This window comes from Flectobacillus roseus (genome assembly GCF_030056595.1).
Lineage (GTDB): Bacteria > Bacteroidota > Bacteroidia > Cytophagales > Spirosomataceae > Flectobacillus > Flectobacillus roseus.
The window spans coordinates 430,636-449,886 of record NZ_JASHIF010000004.1 but is presented as its reverse complement, the minus strand read 5'-3'; the positions used below and the strand labels follow the sequence as shown (position 1 = coordinate 449,886).

Here is a 19,251-nt window from a genome sequence, read left to right as displayed (position 1 = left end):
CGAGTCTTATCTAGCATGGTAGTATCAAAAAAAGCGTTCAGAAATTATTTTCCGAACGCTTTTTTTGATACTATATTTCGAGTAATACCTTATCAGGTTAAAAGCATTGCGTCTCTACCATTAGAAATAATCACTCATTCACTCAATCACAACCCACTAAATTTTACGTCTAAGAATTCAATAAATAAACACCTTTGCCATCTGCATGATAGCGACGGGCTAATGCAGGGATTCGTTTAAAAAGTTTAGGAACTAAATTCGCTTTGTCAATAATGACTTCTGGCGTATCTTTTTCAAAGTTTCTCAAGATACTTATCACGTTTTCGTAATTATCTAAATTTTCTAATTCATATTTTGCCAAGTTCCAGTTGAGGTAAGGCGTAGCAGCGTAGTTGTCCAAATATTCCTCCATACCATTTCCCAAAACCAACACTTTTTTACTCTTAAAAGGAAAAGCGCTATTACGCTTGATTTTCAAATTATTCAGCTTTGCAAAAGACTCATCGCTATCATTTGCACCTTGGAAATAGAAGAAAATCATAACAGAAAGACTTCCTAAAAAAAGCATTTCGGCCATCCATGTTTTTTTGAAACTACTAAAAAAGTTGGTAGCAAAAAATGCCAATGCTGGTACAAAAATAATGAATTGCATAGGCGCCAAAAACGGCATTAGACCAATCGACAGAAAACCTGTTAGCCCCCAAAGCATCATCACTTGTTGACAACGTAACTGAAAATTGACAAAACCCGTGGCATTTACTAATCTCAAAAAGCCCAGAACCGCAAAGATAAACGGCAATAGCAATGTGGCTAAAAGAGTGCGAAAGTCGTTGAGGTTATACTGGCGAATTTGGAATACCGATGAGATAAATATTTGGAAAAAGTCATCGTAAGTCCCATCCAAATAAAAGAAAAGTCCTGTCAAAAATAGCGGAAACAAGAAACCAAACATCGCCAATGAATGCTGACGAAGCGCAGCACCACTAAAAAACAACAATGAGGCTATTGCCCATAAAATAAACACACAAGCTGGAGGATAAAACAGCGTGGCAACACCAATCAAAAAGCCTATTTCAAACACTTCATCGGTAGCCTCCAGTCGATTTACCTGCTTAACGATTGTTCCGAAAGCCAGTAGCAAAAAGCTTGTTCCCATCAACACAGGAGATAGCGTGGTGCAGTCAATCGAGATATTCAAAAAGATGACATACATTAAGCCAGGCAAATAGGTTCTTTTAGGAAAAATATCCCTATTGTTGATTACAACATTGAAATAAATTACCTGAAAAGCAGCCACAAAAAAGGCTAAAAATTGATAGGCAAATTGAGAACGACCAACAATACTATCAATTCCAGCATAAACCATAGCAGAAAACGGAGCAGTGTTATCCCAAATATCTGAGTACATCACAAAACCTTTATTGATTTGCTCACCGACTAACATCCATTGCAATTCAGGGATCAGTTCAGGCGAACCGTTCAAGAATATATGAATACGTGATACGATTAGTAAAATCAACAAACTAAATATTTGATAGAGGGCATTTACCCTGAAAAAACTTAACATAACTGTTACTTTAATTAAAAGGTATTTTTCACGAAATTACGGTTAATCAAATTAAATTCCCGAAATTTGCATTAATATTACAATAGCACACTTAGAAAATCGCTATGATAACCAGTGCTATTGGTTTATTTATTCATAGATGGCAATATATGCCAATTTGTAAAGACTAGCGGAAATGGATTCGAAAAGACAACAAAAATTTTCTCGTCAAATTCAAAAAGATTTGAGTGAGATTTTTCAAAAAGATATGCGTAGTGCTTTTGGTAATGCTTTCATCACAATCACTGATGTAAAAGTAACACCAGATTTGTCTATTGCTCGTATCTACTTGAGCTTCATGCTTGCCAACGATAAACAAGGTTTAATGCAGGAGATTCGCGAAAAAACTAAACAAATCAGAGGCGTTTTGGGACAGCGTATCCGTCACCAAGCTCGTATTATTCCTGATTTGGAGTTTTATTTGGACGATACAGCCGAATATGCTGCTAAAATGGATCGTTTAATTTCAAGCTTAGACATTCCACCTTTGAAAGAAGGAGAAGAAATTGAGGATTAATATTGGATTGCACCAATAGGAAGTGAAGAATTTAGGTTTGAAACGTAATCTCATTTACGTTTCATTTCCTTCACTTTTTTACTCAGACTTGCTTCTTTATTTGTTTATCTTATCTCCAAGAGCTCCCTATCATGAATTTGCCTTTCTTTGTTGCGAAACGATATTTCATTGCTCGAAAAAAGACTTCCTTTATTTCCCTTATTTCTTGGATTTCAATGCTCGGCGTTTGCGTCGGTACAATGGCTTTAGTGATTGTTTTATCGGTGTTTAATGGACTTGAAGCTTTCCAAAAAGGTCTTTTTCGAACTTTTGATGCAGAATTAAAAATCAGCGCTAAAAAAGGAAAAAACTTTCCATGTACTCCCGACTTTCTTGCCAAACTTCAAGCTGTCGATGGTGTAAGCACCATTACCCAGGTGATTCAAGAAAGTGCCCTCATTAGGTATAAAGAAGCCCAAATGGTGGTAACATTAAAAGGAGTTGATGACAATTTCCTCAAACAACAACGCCTCAAATCGAGCATTATTGATGGTGAATTAAAATTGGGCGGTCAAGGTATCTCTTATGCAGTGGTTGGCTCTGGGGTAGCTTTTACACTAGGAATTGATGTAGACGCTTTTTATCCGCTCGAAACGTGGTACCCACGTAATAATCATAGCAAGACCATTGATTTTAATTCAACAGATGCCTTCAATCGTTTGAATTTGTTGCCCACAGGTATTTTTGCGATTGAACAAGAATATGATAATAATTTTGTGTTTGTTCCACTTAGTTTTGCTCAAGAACTATTCGAATATGACAACAAACGTACTTCGTTAGAAATACAGGTGAAAGACCCTAAACAAATTCCTCAAATACAAAATGAAATTCAAGATTTGCTAGGAGAAAATTTTGTTGTACAAAACCAAGACGAGCAACATGCCAGTCTATTACGTGCTATCAAAATCGAAAAGCTTTTTGTATTTCTTACCCTCTCATTTATCATTGGCATAGCAAGTTTTAATATCTTTTTCTCGCTTTCTATGTTAGCTATTGAGAAAAAACCAGATGTCAAAACGCTTCGTGCTATGGGCGCATCGAGAAGTATAATCAAACGAATTTTCTTATATGAAGGCGCAATTGTAGCGTTTAGTGGTGCTTTAGTAGGTCTGATTTTAGGCTTTACCATTTGTTGGCTTCAGAAAGTATACGGTTTTGTTTCAATGGGAATCGTAGGTTCTTTAGTAGATGCTTACCCTGTAGAAATGCGCTTCAATGATTTCTTTTTTACGGCTGTTGTCGTAATTATAATGACCCTTGCCGCTTCGTACTTCCCTGCCAAACGTGCGGTGAAGTTTTAAATGAAAATCGCTTCAGTCTTTAGAATTAAACTGAAGCGATTTTTTTACTTTGTTCCATTACAATGGTCTGGCATAACGCCTACCATTTTTCTCCTTGCAGTACTTTCCATCACCTCCGTCATCTCCATTCTATCTGTAAATAATCCAGATTTAATATCGCACTGAACATAGTACACTTTCCCTCCTTCCAAATCAATTTGTAACTTTTCTTTATCAGGAATATTTAATCCTCCTGCCACGTTAGTAAAAGTACATTTTTGCGGAACTGTTCGGTAGACTAAGTAACGATTATTACTCAATCGGCAAAGCTCCACTCCATTCGCACGAATGGTAAAGTTTACTAAAGCTCTCCAAAGTTGACTACCTCGGTAAAACACAACAGTAGCGGAATCGGGTGAGGAGGACGCAATAGGAAGTGGATTTTGATCTTGTCCAAAAGAGCAGGTAGAAAAACCCAAAATAAGCAAGCAAGCAACGAGTGTTTTTTTCATTGTAGATTTTTTTAGTGTATAAACTGTTTCAATAAATTCTGATGAAGCTACCAAATTTTCTTTATTCATAAAAGAATTTATTATTGTTAAATAATTTTCTTAAACGAAAAAGGGATTGAGCAAGCTCAATCCCTTTTTCGTTTATCTTGTAGTGCTAATTACACATTCTGTAATTCACCTTCCAATTTAGATACTACACAAGTTGCCACTGCGTTACCTGCTACCGAAGTTGCCGAACGTCCCATATCCAAGAATGGGTCTACACCCAAAATTAGGGCAATTCCTTCTGTAGGTAAATCAAACATGGCTAACGTTCCTGCGATTACGACCAACGAGGCACGTGGTACCCCTGCAATACCTTTTGAAGTAATCATCAAGGTTAAAAGCATCGTAATTTGCTGTTCTAATGACAAAGGTACGCCATACGCCTGAGCAATAAAGCCCGTAGCAAAGGTCATGTACATCATTGAACCATCCAGATTGAAGCTATAGCCTAATGGCAATACAAAACCAATGATACGTTGAGAACAACCAAAACGTTCTAAAGCTGCAATGGTTTGTGGGAATGATGCTTCAGAACTGGCAGTACTAAATGATAAAAAGAGCGCATCTTTTACTTCGGCCAATAATTTCCAATATGGAATTTTCATCACCAAACAGATTGCCCATAGTACTACAAATATGAAGAAAAGTAGCCCACCAAAGAAACAAAGTAACAGATAAGCATAGCTCACTAAAATTCCTAATCCTTTGCTTGCAACCACAGCAGTCATAGCGCCCAATACCCCAAACGGAGCAAGCTCCATAACATAACTTACTACCTTGAATACTGCCTCAGCTAACGAATCAATGGCTTTGATGATAATCTTACCTTTATCACCAATAGAGCCTAAGGCAATACCAAAAAAGATAGAGAATACAACAATTTGAAGAATTTCATTTTCGGCAAGTGCTTTAAACAAACTATCTGGAAAGATATGTAAGATAAAGTCTTCTATCGACTTCATTTTGTTTCCTGTAATACCTGTATCTGTACCAGCTTGTGGGCGAGGCCATTGTTGAACTTCACCAGGACGGGTTACATTCACAACCACCATCCCAACAATCAAAGATAGAATTGTAGCAAAGTAAAAATATAATAGGGTCTTGATACCAATACGACCTACCACTTTAAAATCCCCTAATTTGGCAATCCCTACTACCAATGTACAAAAAACCAAAGGCCCAACAATCATCTTGATGAGCTTGAGGAATACCTTACTGAGGATTTGAAATTTTGATGAAATGGACGCAGCCGCCTCTGGACTCATACTCACATTCAGAAATTGTCCGATGGCTACACCAATCACAAAACCCAATAGAATTTTTGTCGTAATGTTTAATTTCATTTGATAAATGTTTAGTCTGTAATACGAAGTTTTCTTCCGATTAGTGGATTTTGAATTAACGAAATAAAGCAAAAAATCCACCCTTTGCAAATAGAGTGGATTCTGTTTTAGGATTTTGAGTAACAAATCTATGCCTTGAAGTATCTTCGGTAAATTGGCTTTCTATACAAAAATTGAAGATATAAAGCTGGATAAATCAAAAAGTCCAAAATTATATTTGGTGTTTTATATTTTATGTCATCAATTATGTAAGTCATACCATTTTCTCTAACAATTCGATGTTTATGTTGCCAAGTACTTAAAAAAAAAGGCAATCTACTTCCTTTATCCACAAAAAAGTATTCCTCATCCGTTTTTTGATGCTCAACAATATCCGATTCCCAAATTTGTTTGAAAAAGATAAAATTCAGTTCAATGCCAACTTTATCGCCAGTCAAACATCCATCAAATCGTAACAAACGAAAAGGAGGAAAAGGAGGAGCCAAAGCCTTAAAAAGCTTTTCATCAAAACCATCCCACACTTCTTGGATACTTTTGCTAACTGGCGTTTTTAGAAAGATATTCATACAGCCTAAAAGCAAGCTTGTGTATTCTTTGCTTTTAATTAATAACTCTCTTTCTACTCAAAAGTTTAAAGAAAGGTCGTCAAAACCTTCTAGTGTTTCATTCCTTTACTCGTCTTTTGACAACAACTCGGAAGTTTGCTGTGTGCTTCCTCATTTTTTTGTACATCATCGGCGTCGTAACCTGTCTCTGTAATCACTTTTTTGAGTGCCTCAACATTAGTTTTTTTAGGATTATAAGTCACAGAGACTACTTTATCATCCAAATTTAGATTCACATCTTTTACACCCTTCGTAAATGCCAAACGTTTTTCGATACGTTCTTTACACATTTCACAGATAGCCGATGTTTTGATTTTTACAGTCGATGGATTATCTGCAAATGATAAAAATGTAGTGAGTATCAAACCCCACATGATTGCTAGCTTTTTCATGTCGATGTATATTTAGAATTAAAAATAACTATTAAAATGGATGAGTTAAGAACGATACTACATTCTCAACCCATCATTTTGACTTATTTAACCTCAGCTAAATCCATACCACAAGAAGGACATTTTCCAGCCTGCGCGTATGTTTTTTCTCCTTCGCATTTCATAGGACATTTATAGGCTTTTGTGCTGTCGCTGTGTGCTTCTGCGTGCAGAGTCGAATCAGCTGCTACAGCTTCAGTTTTTGTTTCTTCTTTCGCGGCTTCTTTTTGTCCACATGATGCCAATCCTGTTGCAAGCATCGCTAATACCAATAATTTCTTCATGAGTTTGATTTTTAATGGAGTTTATAAATAATTTAACTGTTATACTAGACTTTTGAAGGAATTTTCCAACGCATTCCTACGTACACCATTCTGCCTGTAATGGGTCCCCACACCATGGAAGCATCAAAATGTTTACTAAATGGGCTACTAGCACTCATAATTGGATTATTTTGTCTAAATCCTGTCAGGTTTTCTCCACCGACATACAGCTCCCAACGGTAAAATCCTCTGGTAACTTGGGCGTTGATATTGGAAAAAGCTGGGGCGTAAACTGGTTCTGAATCTATGGAATGAACATGTTCGTGACTTGCATCAGGAATACGACGTTTGCCGTTCCACTGCCATGTGAGGTCAAACTTCCATTTATCAAATTTGGTAGCATAGCCTATATTAACGAGAATTCTATCTCTGTTCACAAACATCTTAGGCAACAAAGCCAATTCTCCTGAACTTGTCACGATATCATTTTTTACATCAAATAAGCGGTATGCCAATTTTACATCCATTCGTTTGATGGGCGAATAATTCAACTCAGCCTGAAAACTGTTGGAAAAGCTTTTACCTTTTTGATTATAAAACTTGATGTAATATGCCGATTCCATATCTACAATCAATTGGTTATTAAAATCGGTACGATAATAATCTAAGGTCAAATTGGCATTACGGGTACCCACTTTAAAGTCATGACTTAAACTTGCACCATAATTCCATGATTCTTCAGGGCGAATCTGGTCTAGTACTAATAATTGTCTTGAGTTAACCAGCATAGCAAAGTTTTCGGCTATAGCATTGGGCATTCTCCAACCTTTACCTGCGCTTGCACGTAAATGTGTATTGCTCGACAAATCATATTTTGCATGAATTCTTGGGGTAAAACGATTGCCATAAAGATTATGAAAATCCATACGTCCACCCAATACCAAGGTAAATTTTTCAGGAATCACATAAGTGTATTCACCAAACACACCCGGTACTATTTCATTGCGGTGAAAAGCAGAATCTAAATAACTTTCTCGATATGAGTCTGCAATAAAACTAGCCCCTATTTTATAAGTATGGTTAGTATTGTCGATGATATTTTGATAAATCAAATTACTGTAAAAAGTCTTCTGCAATCCTGTATAACTACGAGATGTCAATCCAAAATACGCATTAGCATCATGTACAGAAGCATTCATGATAAAGCCTAATCCCTTGTAAGGTTTTTCGGGAAAAAGTGCAGCAATTTTCGCAAATGCCTCTACCCTTTTGGTTCTATTGCCAAACTCGTAATAAGGCTTATTCACAAAATCAGCAGCATTTTGTCCTCCTGTTCTACTTTCATACAAGCCTTTTATCCCAAATTGCGCCATCATGCGATCAGATTGATATTTCCAGCGATTGAGCGCCGTAGCCAAACCGAATAACGGCAGATCTCTAAACGTATCGTTGTTTTGGTCAATCGAAATACTTTGTCCCGAACCATGTGTCAACAAACCTACCGACCATTTATCATTCAATTTGCGAGCGGCATTGATATTCAACTCGCCACGACCAAAAGAATTGATATAATTATTCACATACAATTTGTCAGAATTATCAGGTTTTTGAAGCTCAACATTCAACGCACCAGTCATTGATTCATAGCCATTTACAACCGAACTTGCCCCTTTCGACACGTCAATCGAAGAAATCCACGTGCCAGGGATATAGTTCAAGCCAAAAGTAGTTGCCAACCCACGTACATTAGGGATGTTTTCGACGTTGGTTTGTACATAGTTACCCGACAAACCCAACATCTGAATCTGCTTAGAACCCGTAATCGCATCGGCGTAACTTACAGAAACAGAAGCATTTGTTTCGAAGCTCTCCGACAAATTACAACAGGCAGCTTTCACTAAAGTTTTGGTATTGATAAATTCTGTTTGAATAGGGTTTAAGCGATCAATATTGGTTGGAGAAGAAGTAACCGTAATTTCGCCCAACTGACCAGCTGTCTCCAAAATAACTTTCACAAAACTCATAGAATGGACCATGAGGGTATCTGTTTTATACCCTACAAAGCTGACAATCAGCTCATGATTTTCAGGTTGTTTAGCAATGGAAAAATTCCCTTCAGTATCAGTCAAGACACCATTTTTTGCATTTGCCCAACGAACAGAGGCACCTACTAATGGCTCTAAAGTAGCATTATTTTTTTGCTCAAATACCGCTCCTTTTATGAGGGTTTGGGCTATAATTTGAGAAGAAAATAGAGGAATAAATAACAAAAGGACTACTAGTAAAAGTCTAGTAAGTAGTCCATTATCAACAGTTTTCATAATATCTTAATTAATGGAGAAAATAATATAGAGGCTGTATATACAAATACAACCTAAAATCCTAAGACACAAAGTCCAAGGCTTTTCTCAGATTAAGAAAGACTGATTTTTAACAAGAATATCGCGCCCAGTGAGTGGTGGCGCTGGTGAGTGGTAATATAAAGTAGAAGCTGTCTCGACAGGCAAAACCTCATTGCGGAAAACCCACATAGCAGGCATTTGACATTCCCAAACTAATGAAGCTTGGTCAACCGAATCAGTATAGGTATTCTGATTTGATTCAGTTGTTACTTTGGCATGGAATACCTTGTCATTACAGCATTTAGATTTTTTGTAAGCAGGTGTTTTTGTTTGAAATTGCTTTTTTTCTTTAACAGAACAACAACCAAGAACTTTACTCAATGACCAAACCTTCTCTCCTTTGATTTTGCAATAATGCTCATTCATAGCAAAGCCAGCACTCGAAAGAAGCACTTGCAAAGCCAAAAACAGGCAGAATATGCGTGAGAAGAAAAGTTTCATGAATTATTTTAAATGAAATAATGCGTTGATAAAACCAATGAATACAATGCGTAAACTATTGGCTAACCATTGTATGAGAGAATCAGTAACTTTTTTGTCAGTTCCCTCTGTTTCAGCGTCTTGATTCGAACTTCTATCTTTGCTATCTTTAGCCTTCTCATCTCTCAACTTCAGTTTTTCTAGGTTTCGACTAGAATCTGCCTTCATCTCTGTGTGGTGTCTACGGTTTTCAAGAACGGTAGTAGGCTCAACCAAACCAAATCCACTACTACTAATCCACACGCCTAGTAATAATGTTAGAAGCAAATATTTATTTTGAATAGATATTTTCATTTTGAGAAGGTTATCAAGGCTAAAAAGAACGTGACTATAAATTATGCTGCAATTTACTAAACTTCTCGATTCGAAAAAAAGTTTCAAACGTTAATATTTGTTAACCCTTTAAATAATAAAAAGTTATCTAGAACAATCTTGAGCCATTAGGCACTTTTCTTTCTACTGTTGTAAGTACAACCTCTCCTTCACTTTGCTCAAATCCTGTAACGAGTACTTCTGAGATAAAATTGGCAATTTGTCGAGGAGGAAAATTCACCACACAAACGACCTGTCTTCCGATAAGCTCCTCTTTGGTATAAAGCTTTGTAATTTGAGCAGATGACTTTTTAATACCAAGTTCTTCTCCCAAATCTACTTTTAGCTGGTAGGCAGGCTTCTTAGCCTTAGGAAAATCCTGCACCTCAACGATGGTTCCCACACGGATGTCTACCTTTTCAAAATCTTGCCATGTAATCATAAAAATAATCGTCTTGATTCTTGTTAAAAAAATGCGTGAACGGTCGATGATTGAGTAAACGGTCAAGACCTTCCACTTCTTATAGCTTACATTTGTTACACAATACTACACTAAAAGTGAGCAGAAATAGCTGACCTTTAGCTTATCACAAATATTCTACACTAGTCACAATTAAATAAATAAGATTATGGGTTACAGATGTACACGTTTGCCTTACCCTTTGCAAATTAATAGTTAAATCTTACACAAAAGTTCACTTAAATCTTAAATTTAGAAGAGGCAATTTCAATAGATTTTGCCTCTTTTTTTATCTATTTCTTTAAAATTTCTTTCAAGTCTTCGTAGGGAATCTCCAACTCTGTTACACCAAAAGCGTATGCCTTAATTTCGTACACATTGTACAAAAACTTAAGTCCTTTTGGGGTTAATGTAAAATTATCATTTAAAATAAACTTAGCATTTTCGAAAAAGTATCCGTGGAGGTCATCTAGTGGCTCGTTAGGCTTAAGTTTTTCATTGATTCGAAACTGCTTCTCTGCTATTGCCAGTAATTTTTGATCAAATCCTTTTTCAAACAAGTCTTCTAGTTTTACCCTTTTCAATGTTTCTCTATTATACACAAAATAATATTCCATACTGATAGGGTGCGCTCCACCTTTGAACCAGTTGGTATTCGCCTTGAGCATCAAATACGTATCCGTCTGACGATCGACTTTCAAACTTGCTTCCTCTATCCAAGGCATTACAAAAAAACCTCCAGGGTTTTTCTCATTGGCTTCCTCAGCGTAATTTTTTCCTTCGGCAAGCGTTTGTGCATATTCTTTGATAAAAGGCTCGGCTAAGTCCTCTACTTTTTTAGCAGGAACAACCGTGGAATCAGAACTATCCTGAAAAATAGCAACTAAATCAGTTTGAACTTGTTGGTCCAATGCTTCATTCTTAAAAAAAGGATACTCAAAACGCACCGTTGCACATAATGAGTCTTCCTTTACACAGTTATCGCTTTTCTTTTCAAACTTTTTTACTTCATACGTTAATGTATCGCTCGTTGCAGTTTCGAATGCATTGCCAGACTTTTTACAACTTGCCAAACTAGCCATCACGGCGATAAATCCTATTAAGACTTTTTTCATGGGTATATTTTTTTATTTTGAATCCTTTTTGATGGAAATATAAATACCAGAGGCAATAATACAAATTATGCCCAGAATGGTAATCGTATCTGGTAATTTGTCACCCAAAATTGTACCAAGAATCATAGCGAAAACGATGCTACTATAACTTACAACTCCTACAATTCCTGCTTTTTCAGCACCTAAAGCCAAGGTATTAAAAATTTGTACACACATCGCCAAAAGTCCCATAAGCAACACCCAGAACCATTGCATACCTTGTGGCATTACAAATTTTCCTATCATAAAATCCCAACGATGGTCAGTAATCCATTCGCCCAGAATCATTGATATCATACTCGCCACTACACCTGTAAGCATAAATGACATGACCACCGAGCGAGTATCATAATATCGTTTGAGTTCGCGTATTGATAGGAAAGATAATGCTGTAAAAATCGCATAATTTAATCCTGCCAAATGATGCTGGATGGGAATTCGAACATCTGGTTTGAATATCAATAAAATTCCGACAAACCCTAATCCAACGGCCGCCCACTGCTTTCGGTTGAGGCGCTCGTCTTTGGTTAGGAAATAGGAAAAAATAGCAAGAAAGATGGGAAATGCTTGTCCATAGGTACTTGTTTGCGCCAGACCAATATGGGTAATGCAATAAAACAAGGTGTACAGAGAAATCGTCCCCATAATACCCCGTAAAGTCAGAAGACCAAACCGCCCTCCTACTTGTTGTAAAGGTCGTTTGATGATGGAGGAAATAATAAAAATTAATCCTACAATATTTCGGAAAAACACTAGTTCGACCGAAGGAAATACTTTGCCCAATACCTTTGCTATGGCGCTCATTATGGCAAAACATAAAGAGGACATTAGCATATATCGAACACCTTTATTTTTCATAAAACTCTATGGGTAATCCATCAGGGTCAGCAAAAAAGAAAAACTCTTTGCCTGTAGTTTCGTCTATACGAACAGGCTCGCATTCGACACCTTTTTGGGTAATTAATTGATGTACTAGTTTCACATCGTCGGTTTCAAAAGCAATATGTCGCAAACCCGCTGCTTCAGGATGTGACGGTCGCGCTGGAGGATTAGGAAAAGAGAAAAGTTCTATTTGATATAGTCCGTTCACTTTCAAATCCAGTTTATAAGAATCTCTGTGTTCACGATAAACCTCTTGTAAGATTTCGAAGCCCAAGATTTCGGTATAAAATTTTTTCGAAACCTCGTAATTGCTACAAATAATGGCAATATGATGAATATGATTGATTGGTAACATGATGGGGATAGTTTAGATAAAGACCAATGATTTTAAGTTAGTAGGCAAAATAGAATTTAATTTTTGAGCCTTAGGCTTTCAGGTGTCAGCTTTCGGCGGTGGGCTTTGGAAAAAGCATGGCTGTGGTTATTACTCTTTGCCTTGTGCCTGTTGCCTGTTCCCTAAAACACATAGAAACCAATGACAAAAGAAAGGCAATTGAACATAATCAAATATTTCCTTCCTGATAAAGAATCAAACTTTGTATCTTGCGAGCAAAATCATTTTTTCCGTTAACAAACGTATTAAACTATCCATGAGTAAGCAAATAATTTTCACAGAAAAAGCGCCAGCGGCAATCGGTCCTTATTCACAAGCAGTTCTTTCAAACGGTACGTTGTATGTATCTGGTCAAATCGCATTGGCATTGGTAGAGGCTGGTGCAAGCATCCAAGAAGAGACCAAACAAGTGATGGAAAACCTCAAGGCAATTCTTGAGGCAGCAGGAATGACTTTCGAAAACGTGGTAAAATGTTCGATTTTTGTAAAAGACATGAACAATTTTGCTTTGATTAACGAAGTATATGGTAGCTATTTTACAGTTAATCCTCCTGCGCGTGAAACAGTTGAAGTAGCTCGTTTGCCGAAAGACGTGAATGTTGAGATTTCTTGTATTGCTGTAGCCTAGTTAGCATTCGAATATCAGCTTTCATAGCTCGATCCATCCATATGTAACTGGAGTAATCGAAAATTGTGAAAGCACCGATATTAGATATTTCATTTGGGAAAGGGATGTCATTGTTTCTTCCGAGTAATAAGCACCCCTTTCCAAAATCACAAATCGCAAATCCGATATAGCCCTGCTCATGGATGGATTTTTCTTGTTTCCTCTCTTTCTCTGCTATTTTTCCTTTTCCATACAATATTCACATAAATCTCAATTATCTTTGCAGTCTGAATAAAACCAAGAGATAATGAGTCAAGAAGTAAGAGTTCGATTTGCTCCAAGTCCTACGGGACCTTTGCATATTGGTGGAGTAAGAACAGCACTGTATAATTATTTATTAGCTAAAAAATTAGGGGGCAAAATGTTGCTCCGTATTGAAGATACAGACCAAAACCGCTTTGTTCCTGGCGCTGAGCAATACATCATTGAGTCGCTTCAATGGTTAGGAATTAAGATCGATGAAGGTGTAGGTGCAGGCGGTCCACACGAGCCATATCGCCAATCTGAGCGTTCGGCTATTTATCAAGAACACGCTCAAATCTTATTGGACGCTGGCAAAGCTTATTACGCTTTTGATACGTCTGAAGAATTAGACGCGATGCGTGCTACTTTCGAAAGCCAAGGTTCGGCATTTCAATACAATGCTGTAACTCGTACTCGGTTGAAAAACTCATTGACTTTAACGGAAGAAGAGGTAAAAGCAAAAATCGAAGCTGGCGAACCGTACGTTATTCGTTTGAAAGTACCTGCGAAAGAAGAAATCCGTTTCAAAGATTTAATCCGTGATTGGGTACACGTTCACTCTTCGACCATCGACGATAAAGTTTTGATGAAGTCTGACGGTTTACCAACTTACCACTTGGCAAACGTTGTTGATGACCATTTGATGAATATCACTCACGTAATTCGTGGAGAAGAATGGTTACCTTCTGCCCCATTGCACGTGATGTTATATCGTGCTTTTGGTTGGGAAAACACGATGCCTCAATTTGCTCACCTTCCTTTATTGCTTAAACCAGAAGGCAATGGCAAATTGTCAAAACGTGATGCAGAAATCGGCGGTTTCCCTGTATTCCCATTAGAATGGACGAATCCAGAAGGCGTAAAATCAATTGGTTTTAGAGAAGAAGGTTATTTGAAAGAAGCGTTAATCAACTTCTTGGCTTTCTTAGGCTGGAACCCTGGTACTGAACAAGAAATTTTCAGTCTGGATGAGTTGACTCAAGCTTTCTCTTTAGAGCGTATCAATAAATCGGGTGCCAAATTTGACATCAATAAAGCCAAATGGTACAACGAACAATATTTGCGTCAACAAACTGACGAGGCGTTAGCTGCTCAATACTTGACAGAATTTGAAAGCGATAAAGCCGTAAAAATCGTTCACTTGTTCAAAGAGCGTGTAACATTCCCTCAGCAAATTGTTTCGGAAGCTAATGCCTTATTTGTAGCTCCTACAAGCTATGACCAAGCGGTGATTGCTTCAAAATGGAATGACGATGCAAAAAAAGCTATCACAGCATTCAAAGAAGCATTACCTGCATTAGATAACTATGTAGCCGACGAAATCAAGCATACTTTATCGGCAGAATTAGAAAAACTAGGTATCAAAATGGGTAAAGTGATGCAGGCGCTTCGTGTAGCTGTAACAGGCGCAGGTGCAGGCCCTGACCTAATGCTTTTGATGGAGATTATCGGTAAAGATGCCGTTATTCAACGTCTTGATACCGCATTAACTACCTTGTAATTTGCTACTCAATAAAGCTTGAATTGATACGAAGCTTAGAGTTTTTGAATTTGGAGGTAAGTAATGTTTTTTCACCTGAAGTCTTTACTACTTTTTCTCTGAAAGTTAAATTAGTAAATAAATGATTAAGTGATTAATTTAGACCTTTGAGAAGTATTTGAGTAATTATTTTCTCACCTCAAAATTTCTAAACTACGTTATGGCAAAGAAAAAAGACAATACAAAAAATGAACTCCCGAAGGTTCATGACGAACTTGCTGGATTCGATATAACAATTAACTCTTTCGGAGAAATCAATCGAACTGTTGACATCAATAAAATCAATGAGTTTTTGAATAAACACATGGATGATAAAAAGTTGAGAGGTCGTGATGATTTAGAGAAATGAGATTCTGTTAACTAAATTATTTTCTGATGAAAATCGACAAAGAAGCTTTACAAAAAATTGCTCATTTGGCAAGACTCGAAATGCCCGCATCTGCTGAAGATGAAATGATGGGTTCGCTCAACTCGGTGTTGACATGGATGGAAGAACTCAATGAGGTTGATACGGCAGACGTAAAACCTTTGACGCACATGAGCCTTGAGGTAAATGCTTTGCGTGAAGATAAAGTAATTCCAAATATCTCTCGTGAACAAGGTTTGAAAAACGCACCAAAACAAGATGGTGAGTATTTTAGAGTTCCGAAAGTAATGGAATAATTTAGTGATTTAGCGAATGAGTGATTGTTTTTATCCACAAACAGTTGGTAGAGATACAATCTATTTCGTCTAAAAATTACAATGAAGCTGTTTAAATTTCTGTAAAATTTCATGCGTCAGCAATGAATTTATACTGTTTGAGCGAAGCGAGGTGGTACGCCACTCCGATTATAAATTCTTGATTTTTTTGCGGCCGCCGCTGCGGTTACTTTTTGTATCAAGGCGGGAACGCCTAGTTAAAAAGTAAGGCAAAGAATAAATCAATAAAACTGTTTTTTGAAAGGTTTAAACAGTTTCAATATCAAAAAAGCGGTCGAAAAATAATTTCCGACCGCTTTTTTGATGCTCTTATACTAGAATAACTAGCTTAATACGCAATCATATCGTCTCTGGTGAAATATAAAACATAATCACTCATCCACTCATCCACTTAATCACCAATCACTCCATTTGAGATAGGTCTATTTTACGGTTGCGCCCACTTCTGCTCTTAAGGCTTCGGCAGCGCCTACCATGTTTTTCAAGGCTTTTTCAGTTTCTTCCCAGTGACGAGTCTTCAGTCCACAGTCTGGATTTACCCAAAGGTTTTCTAATGGAATATAGGTCAATGCTTTTTCCAAAAGTGTTGTAATTTCCTCAACCGTCGGTACTCGTGGTGAATGAATATCATATACTCCTGGACCAATTTCGTTTGGATATTTAAACTCTGCAAAAGCATCCAATAACTCCATTTGCGAACGAGAAGTTTCTATCGTAATGACATCAGCATCCAAATCAGCAATCGAATCGATAATATCATTGAATTCTGAATAACAGGCATGCGTATGTATTTGTGTACGATTAGATACGCCTGAAGCACTCAAACGAAAGGCTTTTACTGCCCAATCCAAGTAAATTGGCGCATTCTCTTTTCTCAATGGTAAACCTTCACGTATGGCTGGTTCGTCAATCTGGATAATTTTGATGCCTGCTTTTTCTAAAGTAACAACTTCCTCACGGATAGCCAATGCCAACTGAAATGCTGTTAATCGTCTCGGTTGGTCGTCTCTCACAAATGACCATTGTAACATGGTGATTGGTCCTGTGAGCATTCCTTTCACAATTTTAGAAGTTTGTGATTGTGCATATTTCGTCCAGCGAACTGTCATATCTCCTTTGCGCTCAATATCACCAAAAATAATGGGAGGTTTCACACAACGGCTGCCATAACTTTGTACCCAGCCATTTTGAGAAAATACATAACCAGACAATAGCTCACCAAAGTATTCAACCATATCATTACGCTCGAACTCGCCATGAACTAATACGTCCAAGCCCAATTCTTCTTGCCAATGAATGGCCTTTTTGATTTCAGTTTCTACTTCTTGTATATAAACTTTGTCAGAAATAAGGCCTTTTTTATAATTGGCTCTCAACTGACGTACTTCTGTTGTTTGAGGAAAAGAACCAATCGTTGTGGTAGGCAACAATGGCAATTGTAATAATTCTTTCTGAATCGACTGGCGAAGTGCAAACGGTGCTTCACGCTCAAAATCGGCATTTTTAATACCTTGAATTTGGGCTTTAACCGTTGGTCGGTGAATCAATGTTGAAGACTTTCTACTTTCAATAGCCTGTTGATTTTCAGTCAAAATAGAAGCCAAACTGCTAAATAATTGGGGTTTTGTCAAATCTGCTAATGTACGTACTTCCTTCAATTTTTGTTTAGCAAAAGCCATCCAGTTTTTAATCGTCGGAGTTAATACACTTTCGTCTTTTTCCAAATCCAAATCATAAGGCGTATGTAACAATGAACATGATGGCGCAATCCAAACACGGTCTTCGCCAAGCTTTGAAAGCGCTTTTTCAATGAAACTTAAGGAGTTGGTAAAATCATTTTTCCAAATATTTCGACCATCTACCAAGCCTAATGAAAGTTTGGTAGTTCCATTCACAAATGCTTCATGATTCAGAATATCTCCTAATTGAGATGGACAGCGAACTAAATCAACATGAAGACAGTCGACAGGCAAACTCAAAGTCGTAACTAGATTATCGCCAGAACATTCAAAATAAGTTGCCAAAACAATTTGAAGCGCTGGCAATGCTTTTCTGATTTGTTGGTAAACCTCTTGAAAAACTGCCCTCTCTTTTTCTGTCAAATCCATGACCAAATATGGTTCATCAATTTGAATCGTATGTGCACCACGACTTTCGAGTTCTTGTAATAACTCGATATAAACAGGCAACAAACGTTGAATCAAGTCTAAACGGTTAAATCCTTTTTCCTTTTCTTTACCTAAAAGCAAATAGGAAACTGGACCAATTAAGACTGGTTTTGTAACGATATCCAAGCGTTTTGCCTCCTCAAATTCTTGGACAGGTTTATTTGAAAATCTATAAAATTGTTGATTTTTAGTAAACTCAGGAACGATATAGTGGTAATTGGTATCAAACCATTTGGTCATCTCGCAGGCTACGACATCAAAACCTTCCTTCTGATAACCACGTGCCATGGCAAAGTATATTTCTAATTCCTTGCTAGACTTTCCATCCACTAAAGCTTGATAGCGTTGTGGAATTACCCCTAAGGTCAAAGACAAATCTAATACATGATCATACAATGAAAAATCGTTGCTTGGAATAAGGTCAATGCCATTTTCCTGCTGGATTTTCCAGTGCTCTAGTCTCAACTGATACGCCTGAGACTGTAATTCTTCTTTACTGATTTTGCCTGACCAGAATTGTTCGCAGGCTTTTTTGAGTTCTCTTTTGCTACCGATTCGTGGATAGCCAAGGATGTGAGTAAGCATGTTGGTTGAATGTTTAAAAATGAAATACTCAACCATTTAGGCACAACACACAAAACCTTCAACGAGTGGAACAGATTTTTCAAAAGTTTTCAGGTATCAGCTTTCGGCTTTCTAAAAAGCAAACATCATAAAACACCACATTTTGATGTTTAACAAAAGCTGACCCGAAATGTATATCAATTGAGCTACTAGTTTATCGAAATCACTAATACGCTCAATTACTCATTCGTAAATGAGCTTGAAAAATCAATGCGCGTCCAACACCCTATTCGTGAGAGTCTTGTCATTGAGAAAAGCAGCAAGTCTCCTGACTTATAACATCGTTGTACTCCTTCTCATTCCAGCTGGAACAATGGATATCTTGTACACGACTTGCTCCGAAGAGCGGTTAAATACAGTAGCACGTCTGTTCGTGATTCACACACGATTCCTTTTTAAATCAAAGCATCACTTTGATACTACTTTTCCGATTGATGTGTAAAATGGATAGGACAAAGGTATATGAGCAATCTTTTACATTTTTACACTTCACTACTATTTGTTTAAAAATTAGATAATAACAAACAATTTTTAATTTTAATTAGATAAAATATCCAATTAATTGGTTATTTAAAGTGAAAC

The 19,251-nt window shown here is 37.1% G+C and carries 20 protein-coding genes and 1 riboswitch; of the genes, 6 read left to right on the top strand and 14 right to left on the bottom strand.

Annotated elements, in window-relative coordinates:
• Positions 1 to 169: 169 nt before the first annotated feature.
• Complete coding sequence (locus QM524_RS06530) at positions 170 to 1,567, bottom strand: hypothetical protein (protein WP_283343948.1); 1,398 nt, start codon at positions 1,565 to 1,567, stop codon at positions 170 to 172.
• A gap of 175 nt (positions 1,568 to 1,742) precedes the next feature.
• Here QM524_RS06530 and rbfA point away from each other — a divergent pair, with 175 nt between their 5' ends.
• Both rbfA and QM524_RS06520 read left to right on the top strand, forming a co-directional pair.
• A complete protein-coding gene (gene rbfA / locus QM524_RS06525; RefSeq protein ID WP_095166541.1) occupies positions 1,743 to 2,123 on the top strand; it encodes a 30S ribosome-binding factor RbfA in 381 nt (126 codons plus the stop codon).
• Between the two features lie 131 nt (positions 2,124 to 2,254).
• The gene (locus tag QM524_RS06520; protein ID WP_283343947.1) at positions 2,255 to 3,463 is read left to right on the top strand and encodes an ABC transporter permease; all 1,209 of its coding nucleotides are present in this window, start codon (positions 2,255 to 2,257) and stop codon (positions 3,461 to 3,463) included.
• 44 nt (positions 3,464 to 3,507) lie between these two features.
• Here the strand turns inward: QM524_RS06520 and QM524_RS06515 are convergent, their stop codons facing one another.
• The 12 genes from QM524_RS06515 to gloA2 form a co-directional block, all read right to left on the bottom strand.
• Positions 3,508 to 3,954 carry a DUF2846 domain-containing protein gene (locus QM524_RS06515; protein WP_283343946.1) on the bottom strand — a complete coding sequence of 149 codons (447 nt, stop codon included), beginning with the start codon at positions 3,952 to 3,954 and terminating at the stop codon, positions 3,508 to 3,510.
• A 158-nt stretch (positions 3,955 to 4,112) separates the two neighbouring features.
• The gene (locus QM524_RS06510; RefSeq protein ID WP_283343945.1) at positions 4,113 to 5,342 is read right to left on the bottom strand and encodes a dicarboxylate/amino acid:cation symporter; all 1,230 of its coding nucleotides are present in this window, start codon (positions 5,340 to 5,342) and stop codon (positions 4,113 to 4,115) included.
• A 128-nt stretch (positions 5,343 to 5,470) separates the two neighbouring features.
• Complete coding sequence (locus QM524_RS06505) at positions 5,471 to 5,908, bottom strand: SRPBCC family protein (RefSeq protein WP_283343944.1); 438 nt, start codon at positions 5,906 to 5,908, stop codon at positions 5,471 to 5,473.
• 89 nt (positions 5,909 to 5,997) lie between these two features.
• On the bottom strand, positions 5,998 to 6,339 hold the full coding sequence (locus tag QM524_RS06500) for a heavy-metal-associated domain-containing protein (protein WP_283343943.1): 342 nt from the start codon (positions 6,337 to 6,339) through the stop codon (positions 5,998 to 6,000).
• Positions 6,340 to 6,422: 83 nt separating this feature from the next.
• Positions 6,423 to 6,662, bottom strand: a complete 240-nt coding sequence (locus QM524_RS06495) for a heavy metal-binding domain-containing protein (RefSeq protein WP_166578578.1) — start codon at positions 6,660 to 6,662, stop codon at positions 6,423 to 6,425.
• A 44-nt stretch (positions 6,663 to 6,706) separates the two neighbouring features.
• Positions 6,707 to 8,962 (bottom strand): TonB-dependent receptor, encoded by a 2,256-nt coding sequence (locus QM524_RS06490; RefSeq protein WP_283343942.1) that lies wholly within the window; start codon positions 8,960 to 8,962, stop codon positions 6,707 to 6,709.
• 87 nt (positions 8,963 to 9,049) lie between these two features.
• Positions 9,050 to 9,484 carry an HYC_CC_PP family protein gene (locus QM524_RS06485; protein WP_166578596.1) on the bottom strand — a complete coding sequence of 145 codons (435 nt, stop codon included), beginning with the start codon at positions 9,482 to 9,484 and terminating at the stop codon, positions 9,050 to 9,052.
• Positions 9,485 to 9,487: 3 nt separating this feature from the next.
• Entirely contained in the window at positions 9,488 to 9,817 is a 330-nt protein-coding gene (locus tag QM524_RS06480) for a hypothetical protein (protein ID WP_141234862.1), read from the bottom strand.
• 127 nt (positions 9,818 to 9,944) lie between these two features.
• Complete coding sequence (locus QM524_RS06475; protein WP_283343941.1) at positions 9,945 to 10,277, bottom strand: tRNA-binding protein; 333 nt, start codon at positions 10,275 to 10,277, stop codon at positions 9,945 to 9,947.
• A gap of 311 nt (positions 10,278 to 10,588) precedes the next feature.
• Positions 10,589 to 11,410 (bottom strand): DUF3298 and DUF4163 domain-containing protein, encoded by an 822-nt coding sequence (locus QM524_RS06470; protein WP_283343940.1) that lies wholly within the window; start codon positions 11,408 to 11,410, stop codon positions 10,589 to 10,591.
• A 12-nt stretch (positions 11,411 to 11,422) separates the two neighbouring features.
• On the bottom strand, positions 11,423 to 12,307 hold the full coding sequence (locus QM524_RS06465) for a DMT family transporter (protein ID WP_283343939.1): 885 nt from the start codon (positions 12,305 to 12,307) through the stop codon (positions 11,423 to 11,425).
• The gene (gene gloA2 / locus QM524_RS06460; protein ID WP_283343938.1) at positions 12,297 to 12,686 is read right to left on the bottom strand and encodes an SMU1112c/YaeR family gloxylase I-like metalloprotein; all 390 of its coding nucleotides are present in this window, start codon (positions 12,684 to 12,686) and stop codon (positions 12,297 to 12,299) included. The genes QM524_RS06465 and gloA2 overlap by 11 nt, the downstream gene beginning before the upstream one ends.
• Before the next feature lie 295 nt (positions 12,687 to 12,981).
• On the opposite strand from gloA2, the gene QM524_RS06455 reads away from it, so the two are divergent.
• The 4 genes from QM524_RS06455 to gatC all read left to right on the top strand — a co-directional run bounded on the left by QM524_RS06455 (position 12,982) and on the right by gatC (position 15,838).
• A complete protein-coding gene (locus QM524_RS06455) occupies positions 12,982 to 13,353 on the top strand; it encodes a RidA family protein (protein WP_166578602.1) in 372 nt (123 codons plus the stop codon).
• Positions 13,354 to 13,639: 286 nt separating this feature from the next.
• The gene (gltX, locus tag QM524_RS06450; RefSeq protein WP_283343937.1) at positions 13,640 to 15,136 is read left to right on the top strand and encodes a glutamate--tRNA ligase; all 1,497 of its coding nucleotides are present in this window, start codon (positions 13,640 to 13,642) and stop codon (positions 15,134 to 15,136) included.
• Between the two features lie 199 nt (positions 15,137 to 15,335).
• Entirely contained in the window at positions 15,336 to 15,524 is a 189-nt protein-coding gene (locus QM524_RS06445) for a hypothetical protein (protein ID WP_095166510.1), read from the top strand.
• A gap of 26 nt (positions 15,525 to 15,550) precedes the next feature.
• Complete coding sequence (gatC, locus tag QM524_RS06440; protein WP_166578603.1) at positions 15,551 to 15,838, top strand: Asp-tRNA(Asn)/Glu-tRNA(Gln) amidotransferase subunit GatC; 288 nt, start codon at positions 15,551 to 15,553, stop codon at positions 15,836 to 15,838.
• 461 nt (positions 15,839 to 16,299) lie between these two features.
• Here the strand turns inward: gatC and metE are convergent, their stop codons facing one another.
• On the bottom strand, positions 16,300 to 18,630 hold the full coding sequence (gene metE / locus QM524_RS06435; RefSeq protein ID WP_283343936.1) for a 5-methyltetrahydropteroyltriglutamate--homocysteine S-methyltransferase: 2,331 nt from the start codon (positions 18,628 to 18,630) through the stop codon (positions 16,300 to 16,302).
• A gap of 280 nt (positions 18,631 to 18,910) precedes the next feature.
• Positions 18,911 to 19,108, bottom strand: a riboswitch (cobalamin riboswitch).
• Positions 19,109 to 19,251: the final 143 nt, after the last annotated feature.

Excerpts from the sequence above, each read along its gene's own strand:
- QM524_RS06530 (WP_283343948.1), bottom strand. The coding sequence starts at position 1,567 with ATGTTAAGTTTTTTCAGGGTAAATGCCCTCTATCAAATATTTAGTTTG.
- rbfA (WP_095166541.1), top strand. The coding sequence starts at position 1,743 with ATGGATTCGAAAAGACAACAAAAATTTTCTCGTCAAATTCAAAAAGAT.
- QM524_RS06520 (WP_283343947.1), top strand. The coding sequence starts at position 2,255 with ATGAATTTGCCTTTCTTTGTTGCGAAACGATATTTCATTGCTCGAAAA.
- QM524_RS06515 (WP_283343946.1), bottom strand. The coding sequence starts at position 3,954 with ATGAAAAAAACACTCGTTGCTTGCTTGCTTATTTTGGGTTTTTCTACC.
- QM524_RS06510 (WP_283343945.1), bottom strand. The coding sequence starts at position 5,342 with ATGAAATTAAACATTACGACAAAAATTCTATTGGGTTTTGTGATTGGT.
- QM524_RS06505 (WP_283343944.1), bottom strand. The coding sequence starts at position 5,908 with ATGAATATCTTTCTAAAAACGCCAGTTAGCAAAAGTATCCAAGAAGTG.
- QM524_RS06500 (WP_283343943.1), bottom strand. The coding sequence starts at position 6,339 with ATGAAAAAGCTAGCAATCATGTGGGGTTTGATACTCACTACATTTTTA.
- QM524_RS06495 (WP_166578578.1), bottom strand. The coding sequence starts at position 6,662 with ATGAAGAAATTATTGGTATTAGCGATGCTTGCAACAGGATTGGCATCA.
- QM524_RS06490 (WP_283343942.1), bottom strand. The coding sequence starts at position 8,962 with ATGAAAACTGTTGATAATGGACTACTTACTAGACTTTTACTAGTAGTC.
- QM524_RS06485 (WP_166578596.1), bottom strand. The coding sequence starts at position 9,484 with ATGAAACTTTTCTTCTCACGCATATTCTGCCTGTTTTTGGCTTTGCAA.
- QM524_RS06480 (WP_141234862.1), bottom strand. The coding sequence starts at position 9,817 with ATGAAAATATCTATTCAAAATAAATATTTGCTTCTAACATTATTACTA.
- QM524_RS06475 (WP_283343941.1), bottom strand. The coding sequence starts at position 10,277 with ATGATTACATGGCAAGATTTTGAAAAGGTAGACATCCGTGTGGGAACC.
- QM524_RS06470 (WP_283343940.1), bottom strand. The coding sequence starts at position 11,410 with ATGAAAAAAGTCTTAATAGGATTTATCGCCGTGATGGCTAGTTTGGCA.
- QM524_RS06465 (WP_283343939.1), bottom strand. The coding sequence starts at position 12,307 with ATGAAAAATAAAGGTGTTCGATATATGCTAATGTCCTCTTTATGTTTT.
- gloA2 (WP_283343938.1), bottom strand. The coding sequence starts at position 12,686 with ATGTTACCAATCAATCATATTCATCATATTGCCATTATTTGTAGCAAT.
- QM524_RS06455 (WP_166578602.1), top strand. The coding sequence starts at position 12,982 with ATGAGTAAGCAAATAATTTTCACAGAAAAAGCGCCAGCGGCAATCGGT.
- gltX (WP_283343937.1), top strand. The coding sequence starts at position 13,640 with ATGAGTCAAGAAGTAAGAGTTCGATTTGCTCCAAGTCCTACGGGACCT.
- QM524_RS06445 (WP_095166510.1), top strand. The coding sequence starts at position 15,336 with ATGGCAAAGAAAAAAGACAATACAAAAAATGAACTCCCGAAGGTTCAT.
- gatC (WP_166578603.1), top strand. The coding sequence starts at position 15,551 with ATGAAAATCGACAAAGAAGCTTTACAAAAAATTGCTCATTTGGCAAGA.
- metE (WP_283343936.1), bottom strand. The coding sequence starts at position 18,630 with ATGCTTACTCACATCCTTGGCTATCCACGAATCGGTAGCAAAAGAGAA.